Source organism: Streptomyces sp. NPDC043680 (assembly GCF_056436685.1).
Genome location: NZ_JBWKCE010000036.1, coordinates 1 through 8,045, shown reverse-complemented (window position 1 = coordinate 8,045; position 8,045 = coordinate 1). Strand labels below are relative to the sequence as shown.

9 protein-coding genes are annotated in these 8,045 nt (G+C 72.5%); 7 read left to right on the top strand and 2 right to left on the bottom strand.

The window, feature by feature from the left end:
* The first annotated feature begins 281 nt into the window (after nt 1-281).
* The 7 genes from AC0666_RS33660 (at nt 282) to AC0666_RS33630 (ending at nt 6,344) form a co-directional block, all read left to right on the top strand.
* On the top strand, nt 282-464 hold the full coding sequence (locus AC0666_RS33660; RefSeq protein WP_478709082.1) for a hypothetical protein: 183 nt from the start codon (nt 282-284) through the stop codon (nt 462-464).
* A 29-nt stretch (nt 465-493) separates the two neighbouring features.
* Nucleotides 494-643, top strand: a complete 150-nt coding sequence (locus AC0666_RS33655) for a hypothetical protein (RefSeq protein WP_478709081.1) — start codon at nt 494-496, stop codon at nt 641-643.
* On the top strand, nt 643-912 hold the full coding sequence (locus tag AC0666_RS33650; protein ID WP_478709080.1) for a hypothetical protein: 270 nt from the start codon (nt 643-645) through the stop codon (nt 910-912). The genes AC0666_RS33655 and AC0666_RS33650 overlap by 1 nt, the downstream gene beginning before the upstream one ends.
* A gap of 1 nt (nt 913) precedes the next feature.
* Nucleotides 914-1,585: a hypothetical protein gene (locus AC0666_RS33645; protein WP_478709079.1), complete on the top strand. Its 672-nt coding sequence runs from the start codon at nt 914-916 to the stop codon at nt 1,583-1,585.
* The gene (locus tag AC0666_RS33640; RefSeq protein WP_478709078.1) at nt 1,585-3,675 is read left to right on the top strand and encodes a P-loop NTPase family protein; all 2,091 of its coding nucleotides are present in this window, start codon (nt 1,585-1,587) and stop codon (nt 3,673-3,675) included. Before AC0666_RS33645 ends, AC0666_RS33640 begins: the two co-directional genes overlap by 1 nt.
* A gap of 183 nt (nt 3,676-3,858) precedes the next feature.
* Nucleotides 3,859-4,344 (top strand): hypothetical protein, encoded by a 486-nt coding sequence (locus AC0666_RS33635; RefSeq protein ID WP_478709077.1) that lies wholly within the window; start codon nt 3,859-3,861, stop codon nt 4,342-4,344.
* 218 nt (nt 4,345-4,562) lie between these two features.
* The gene (locus AC0666_RS33630; RefSeq protein ID WP_478709076.1) at nt 4,563-6,344 is read left to right on the top strand and encodes a DUF2637 domain-containing protein; all 1,782 of its coding nucleotides are present in this window, start codon (nt 4,563-4,565) and stop codon (nt 6,342-6,344) included.
* A 63-nt stretch (nt 6,345-6,407) separates the two neighbouring features.
* Here the strand turns inward: AC0666_RS33630 and AC0666_RS33625 are convergent, their stop codons facing one another.
* Both AC0666_RS33625 and AC0666_RS33620 read right to left on the bottom strand, forming a co-directional pair.
* Entirely contained in the window at nt 6,408-6,953 is a 546-nt protein-coding gene (locus tag AC0666_RS33625) for a helix-turn-helix domain-containing protein (protein ID WP_478709075.1), read from the bottom strand.
* A gap of 831 nt (nt 6,954-7,784) precedes the next feature.
* Nucleotides 7,785-8,045 (bottom strand): hypothetical protein (locus AC0666_RS33620; RefSeq protein WP_478709074.1); only part of this gene is annotated, 261 nt, incomplete at its 5' end.

The following is an 8,045-nucleotide window of genomic DNA, read 5'->3' as shown; positions in this document are numbered from 1 at the left end:
CCACGATGGCGCTCGCGTTCATGGTCAGCTCCTCCCGATCTGATGCCTCATTACAGGCTATCGGTGTCAAGAAGTACGCCCTCGGGGGCGACTCCGAGCCATGCAAACCATCTTGACAGTCGTGTCGTCAGTCCCTAACGTCATGTCACATCAGCCAGAACGGCCCCTGGTTGGCGCCAGGGGCCGTCTGTGCCCAGGCGCATCAAGTGCATGGGACACGGTCCGACGTTGGCGCGTCGGACTGGCTGTCGGACCCGACGTGATGGCGAGGGAGTACCGACATGAAGAGGATTTCGCATCGCACCGTGTACCGCCTGCTCGGGGTGGTCGTGAACGACCCGGTGGTTGACGCGGTGGAGGCGGCGCGGCAGGCGGCGCAGGACGCGTTGTTGGCCGCGCAGGAGTCGGCGGCCCGGATGGCGGCCGAGCTGGCCCGGCAGGCGCAGTTGGCGGGGGGCCAGTGATGGGCGGCGCGGCGCGGATGTGGGCGGTTGTGCGGCTGGTGACCGTGTTCCTGCTCGGGATCGAGGTCGGGGCGGCGTTGTCCGCCAACCAGGTGCTGCTGAACGTCTCCACCGCCCTCGTGTTCGGCGTGGTGGCGGTCGGCTGGGTCGTCACGGCGCGTGGAACGGGGCGGCGCTGATGTACGGACAGCTTCGTATCGCGCTGCTGGATCGGGGGATGGCCGCTTTCGAGCGGCTGGCCCGTGTCGGCAGGGTCGCGCTCCAGCTCCTCACCCGGACCCGGATGGGTCCCACCGACGTCTACGCCGCTCTGGCGACCGCCCGGTTCATGGCGGCCCACGAGTTGATCGAGCGGGCGGAGGATGCCTGCGACGACCCCGAGACCGACCTCGTGCAGATCCGTCTGCCGCTCTGGTTCGGCTCCACCACCATCCACGAGGAGAACTGAGATGACGACGTCCACGGGGCCGTACAACTGGGCCGCCGACGAGGGATTCGTGCCGCCGCAGCCGCAGTACGCGCCGCAGTCGGCCCCGCCGCAGCCGCAGTACACGCCGCCGCAGGACCAGGCCGGTCCTGTCGGCGGGACCACGAACTCCCGGTCGCGGAGCAGGAGCACCACGCGGAACCTGAACGTGCATTTCGGCGGCCAGGGCGACGGCGGCCAGGGCAGCGGGGGCGGGAACGGCGGCCAGGGCGGCGCCGGGAACACGTCGGTCGGCGGTAGTTCGTCGGAGCGTCACCAGGGTGACCGCCTGATCTACCAGGTGGAGCGGATCGAGCTGCGCTCCGACAAGGACATCCTGGCGCTGGCCAAGGCGATCAACCACTTGGGCCGGGAGCTGCACCTCATCCTCGGGATGCGGGCCGAGGAGGTGAACGGGGCGCTGGCCACCTACAAGGGGAAGTGGTACACGTTCGGCGCGTCGTCGCGGGTCAAGGCGCGACTGGTCTCGGCGCACTTGAAGGTGTCGGCGGAGGCCGCGAAGGCGCTCGGTGTCGGGGCGCTCAAGATGGCGTACGCGTTCGACCGGCACTTCGTGCGGCCGGAGCGTGAGGCGAAGCAGCGCAGGTCCGGCAAGACGGCTCCCCGTCGGCAGTTCACGATCGGGGACGAGTGATGGCCGGGCGCAGGAAGACGGCCGCAGCCGCGGCCGCGCCGGCGGCGGTGCCGTCGACGGAGGTCGTGCCGGTCGGCCGGGGCGGAGCCGGGATCGCCGCCTATCTGGTGGGCAAGGCCGTGCCGTACGTGTCGCCGTGGGTCAGCGCGGCGCTCTTGCCGCCGGTGGCCGGGTACGCGACGAACGCGATGTGGGGCGACGCGCCGCTGTCGGCCGGTCTTGCGTCCGCCGGTCTCGCGATCGGTGGGGCCGCCATGGCCGGGGTGGTGTGGAAGACCACCCCGGGCGGCTCGAAGTTCGCGAAGTTCCGGCGGGTGCAGGCCACCACGTCGGTGGCGGCCGGGATGGGGTGGCTGACCGCCGCCACGGCGGCAGGTCCGCTCGGCCGGCCGATGCTTGACCTGTGGCTGATGGGCGGCGGCCTGTTCGCCCTCTCCTGGAACCTGCGGCAGATCATGCGCAACGGCGCGGCCGGCGAGGCCGCCGAGGAGAACTCCGGTGGTCTGGCCGCGCTGGCCGAGGCGATCGGCTGGGAGAAGGTGAAGGTCAAGGAGCCGAAGGGGTCAGGCAAGGGCACCGTGGCTGCGCGGGTGGAGGTCGAGCCCGGCAAGACGATCGAGGACGTGCAGGGCACCACCGCGCGGGTGGCGGCCGCCCTCCACGTCCCGCCGTCCGGGGTGATCGTCACCCCCGACCCGGAGAACGCGGCGCGCGGCACGATCTCGATGCGGGTGGCCGATCTCCTCAAGGGCGGTGTCCCGTTCGCGATGCCGTCCGCGCTGGGGCTGCTCCCCACTCACCCGATCCCGGTCGGCCTGTACGCGGACGGGGAGGCGTGGCTGATCGACCCGTTCGGCGCGGACATCCTCCAGCACCTGCTCGTGATGGGCGTGACCGGCGCCGGCAAGTCCGAGTTCGCCCGCAGCGTCCTGGTGCACCTGATGACCCGCGCCCGGATGTCGGTGTTCCTGGTGGACGTCGCCAAGGGCCGCCAGACCGTGGGCCACATCCGGGACGGCCTGGACTGGTTCATCACCGACAGCAAGGAGGCCAAGCGGCTCCTCAAGAGCCTGCCGGCCGCCATCAAGGCCCGCGGCGACCAGCTCGCCACCGAGGGCCTGGACCAGTGGACGCCCGAGTCCTCCCTCAACGCGGTGTGCGTGTGGCTGGAGGAGGCCGCCGACCTCGCCGATTTTGACGAGCTCGACAAGATCGCCCGCGCCGCGCGGTCGGTCGGGATCTGGCTGGTGGTCAGCCTCCAGCGCGCCACCTGGACCAACGTCTCCACCGACGTCCGCGCGAACCTCCAGGCCACCGCGTGTTTCGGGGTGGACGACCCCGGCGACGCGAGTTTCTGTCTGCCGGACCGCGTCACCGCAGCCGGCGCCATCCCCGCCTGGGGCAGCGACCGGCCCGGGTACGCGTTCTCGACCGGCATGGGCATCCCGGAGGGCCGCTGGACGATGGAGGCCCGCTCCGGCCTGACCGAGCGGGACGTGCTGGCCGCCCTGGTGGCCGAGGCGGCCCCCTACCGCGACCCGCTGGACGAGGTCACCGCGACGGCGCTGGGCCAGGCTTACGCCCAGCGCGCCCACCGGGGCACCAACCGCACCACCGCCGGGGTTCCGGCACGACCTGTGGCCGCTCCGGTCCCGGACGCCGCCCACTACGACCCAGAGGTCGAGGACATGAGCGACATCGAGGAGCAGGCCGCCATGGAGTTGCAGGACGCCTACGACGAGGTGATGGGCCAGATCCCCGCCGACCCGGAGCCGGACGCCGACTACGCCGGGCTCGGCCTGGAGGACGAGGTGCCCGAGGCCGACCCCGAGGGCGGCATGGAGTTCGAGGTGCGGGACCGCTGCTCCACCGAGGAGGCCCGCCACATCCTCTACGTCGAGCTGGACGGCTGGGTGCGAGCGAACCGGCTGGAGTTCGAGCCGGCCGACCTCATCCCCGCCACCGTCGCGGCCGGCCGCAAGCGCCCGTGGATGCAGGGCGAACTCAAGCGGCTCGTGGAGACGGGCGTCCTGCGCCACGACGCCCACGGCTCCTACACGATCGTGCAGTCCCCGCTCGTCCCTGCCTAGCCATCACGGAAAGTGACGTCCTGATAGTCACGGGCGGGCCTGACTCTCGACAGTCAGGCCCGCCCGGGGCCTATAGAGAAGTCACGGAAAACCGCTGATGACAGCCCTGACAGTCGCTCTGACTGTCAGAAATCCCTCGCTCTGACATCCCTCTGACAGTTACTTATCGTGAGGAGACGTGTGGTGTCCCACCCCTACGCCCCGCACCCCGCCGCCACCGGTCGGCACCTCCCCGTCCCGGCGGCCCCCACCTATCTGCCCGCCCCCGCCTACCAGCCGGAGGCCGTCGTGTGGGTCCCGGACGGGCACGGCGCGATGACGCCCGTCACCCGCGCTCAGGCCGACGCGCTGCTCGCCCAGGTGCCGGCCACCATGCCCCGGGACCTGACCCCGCAGCCCCTCATCGACTCCCGCGCCCAGCTCGTCCTCGCGGCCGGGGCCGGGACCGGCGCGGCCGCCGCAGGCGTCGGCTACGGCCTGGGCCAGATCCTCGCCCCGCTCGCCGCGATCGGCTCCAGCGGCGTCCTGTGGGCGCTGGCCCTGGTCGCCGTGCTCGGCACCGCCGGGCGCCGCGCGCAGCAGACGACCACGACCACGACGAACAACACGTTCGTCACGCACACGACGGCGAAGTGGTGGGGCAAGGCCCACACCGGCAACCGGGCCTGACACGACGACGGGCCGGGAGAAGGAAGCTCCCGGCCCGCGCCCGCCGAGACCGCAATGCGATCCCGACCACGACCACGGAGGTCCCCGTGACGTACACCGCAACCTACCCGCCCGGCCCCCACCCCGGACCGACCAACGCCGCTCCGGTAGGACCGGCTACCGCTCCGGTTGGGCGGGGCGGTGCTCCGGCTCCGCGTGAGAGGGGGGAGACTGCCGGGATGAGTGACACGCTGACGGACGGCCAGCAGGTAGGCCAGGGGGTGGCCGTGGCCCCGGCCACTCCGGCCACGGCCGGGGCCACTCCGGCCACGTGGCCGGGTGCTCCGGGCGGACCGGAGGGCGCTCCGCCCCCGCCGCGTAAGGGCGGCCGGGGGCGGCCGGGGGAGGGCGGCCAGGGGGTGGCCGTGGCCCCGGCCACCGGCCACCCGGACCCGGCCACGGTGGCCGCCCCTCAGGGTGGGGCCGCAGTGCCCCGTCGGGTCGCGCGGCTGCTCGCGACGGCCGCTCTGATCGGCATGATCCCGGTCACGATCATCGGGTTCGCCGCGTCGTACAGCACCCTGGCCGCGATGGCCGAGGCGGCCGGGTTCGCGCCGTGGCTGGCCCCGTGGATCCCGATCGGCATCGACGGCGCGATCGTCGGGTTCCTGGCGCTGGACCTGTACCTGACGGGCCGCCGTATCCCCTGGCCGCTGCTTAGGTTCGGCGCCCACGCCATGACCGCGGCCACCGTGTTCATCAACGCGGCCGCGGGCACCGTGGTGAAGGCGGCCGCCGAGGGCGCGCAGGTGGCCGGCCCGGTCCGCATCCTGTGGCACGCGTTGATGCCGGTTCTGTTCGTGGTCGGGGTGGAGGGCGCCCGGCGCCTGATCGTGCACGCCGCGCAGCTGGAGGACGGCACGGCGAGCGACCGGGTCCCACTGCACCGGTGGGTGCTGTCCCCGGTCCGTACGGCGCGCCTGTACCGGCGGATGCGGCTGGCCGTGGTGCGCAGTTACCCGGAGATGGTGGAGCGGGAGCAGGCGCTGGAGGGCTATCGGGTGTGGCTGACCCAGGAGCTGGGCGGAGACCTGTCGCGGGCGACCGAGGTGCAGCTGCTGCCGATGACGATGGCGCCCCGCGGCTACACCGTGGAGGAGGCACTGGCGCTCCCGGCGAGGTGGCGCGCCGAGGCGGCGGAGCGGGCCCGCGTCGAGGCGGAACGCGAGCGTGCGGAGGCGGAGCGGCTGCGCCGGCAGGCCAAGGAGGACGCTCTGGCGAAGCTGGCGGACGACACCGACGTCCAGGTGGCCACGCATGAGCAGGCGGCCCGGAAGGACACGGCGGCCGCCGAGGCGGAGGCCGCGAAGGCCAAGGCGGAGGCGGCGGCGGAGGCCGCCCGCGCGACGGCGGAGGCGGAGGCGGCGGCCGCGAAGGCGAAGGCGGCGCACCTCCGCACGGCGGTGGAGCGACAGGCGCAGGTGGAGGCCGAGGCACTGGAGTCGGAGGAGGCGGCGGCCGCGCGCCTGCGGGCGGCCAAGGCCGCCGAGGAGGCGGAGCGGGCCGAGGCGGAGGCCGAGCGCCAGCGCCTCGTGAAGGTGAAGGCGAAGGCGGAGACGGAGCGCCGGCGGGCGGAGGAGGTCAGGGCCAAGGCGGACGCGGAGCGTGCGGAGGCGGACATCAAGGTGGCGGCGAAGGCGGCCGCCGAGGCCGAGAAGGCGGCCGCCGACCTGCGGTACGAGGCGGCGATGGTCGAGGCGCGGGCCCAGCAGGCCGAGGACTACGCCCGCCTGTCCCCGCGTGAGCGCAACGAGAGGCAGGTGGCGCGGATGCTCCTGGCCGCAGGAGTCGACCCGAACAGGGCTGACGAGCAGGTGGGGGCGGTCCCGCTCAGCCACATCATGGGCGTTCTGAACATCGGGCAGACCGCAGCCGGTGACATCCGCAAGGCGGCCGCGGGTCGGCTGCTGGACGGGTATCAGGCGACGTCGTTCGAGTTGATGATGGACGCCCAGTCCTGACCCGGCACATGACGGCGGGCGGCACCCCTTAGGTCGGGGTGCCGCCCGCCGTCGTCTACCGGGTCAGGGCCGCCCGCCCCACCGCCACCGCCGACGCGGTTCCGCTGTGGGGGCCGGCTCGCCTTGGGTCTGGCCGGGGACGGTCGGGCCGCCCGGCGGCGGGGTGAGCGCGGTCCGCTCCGGGGCGGGCATCAGCGCCTCCACCGTCCGCTGGAGGTCGGCGATGTGTGCGGCCCGCGCCGAGAGTTCGCGGCGCAGGTGCTCGGCCTCTGCCTCCGCGAGTTGCCGCCCGTACCGCGCCTCGGCCAGGGCCAGGGCGTGCTCGGCGCGGATGCGGTCCAGCTCCGCGCGCAGGGCGCCCGCGTCCTGGCGGTCGCCGGCGGCCGGGGTGGCGGGTTCGGCCGGGGCCGGGTCGGGCTGGTCCGCCGGGGCGGGGGCGTTGAGTCGGAACCCGGCGGCCAGCAGGGCGTCCACCGGGATCATCCAGCCGCGCTTGGGGTCCTCGTAGGAGCCGGGCAGGTCACCGGCCTCGCGGCGGCGGCGGATGGTGGAGCGGCTGACGCCGCACGCGTCGGCGGCCTCCCGCTGGGTCAGCATCGGGCGGGTCATGGGCCAATCCTCTCCGCAGCGGTGCCGGGCGCGGTGGTCGACCCACCTATCTCGAGCCACGTGGCCTGCGCCACACCCTGCCTAACGATCATGACGATCCCCTCCGGGCCCCTGCAAGGATGCATAGCAAGCTGATGTGCTGGATTCCGCTTACTGGGCTAGCTCCACGGATGTCTAGACCTCCAGGGACTCAACCCCTGTTGGAGCACCTTGCATCATGTGACACACGTCACACTTAAATCGTTGGCACAAACGGGCAAAACGTCAGGTTATGGCGTACGCCACAACTCAAGTAGCTGAGCCCGCACCCTTCTTGTCGACCATGACCGAGGGACCTTGAGGTGACGGCAGCCACGCACAGGAGGGAGCGAGGCACCCCGGGTCCGTGCAGCCGCTCCTCCGGTTCCACCCACCTGGCACAAAATCAGGCACCGGTAACGAGCCCCGATTTGTCGCCAGCAGCAACCCTCCAGAGCTCGACACAGCCGATCAGACCAACTGAATCCGAGGTACGCGCCCCCTGCCGTCTGCACACGTCTCGACCTCCGGCCCCCATATACGGAGAGGTGGCTGCTCCGGCGCAGGCGGCCAATCCGCAGAGCCATCACCCGGTGGTCTTTTGCTGGTTGGGGGTGAATGGGGGAGGTGAGTTCGGAGTTCATGTGAAGTCGTCCTGGTCATCCCGCCTGTCATTCCACCGGCCGTCGCCCATCCCGCCAGGCCATCCCGCCAGGCCATCCCGGGGGTGTGCCGGACGTGGTGTACCCATCCCGGGGGTGTGCCGGACGGGGGTGTGCCGGACGTGGTGTACCCATCCGGGGGTGTGCCGTTTCAACCTGGGGGTGTGCCGGTGTGCCGGTGCAGCCGCGTGCAGTCCCGTTTCAACTCCAGGCGGTGTGCCGGTGCAGCCGCGTGCAGCCGCGTGCAGCCGCGTGCAGCCGCGTGCAGCTGCGTGCAGTCCCGTTTCAACTGGGTGCAGTCCCGTTTCAACTGCGGTGGTGTGCCGGTGCAGCCGCGTGCGGTCCGGGCCGACTGACTGCCTCCGATGGCGGGATCGAGCAGCGTCGGGTCGGGGTCGGGTCGGGTCGGGCC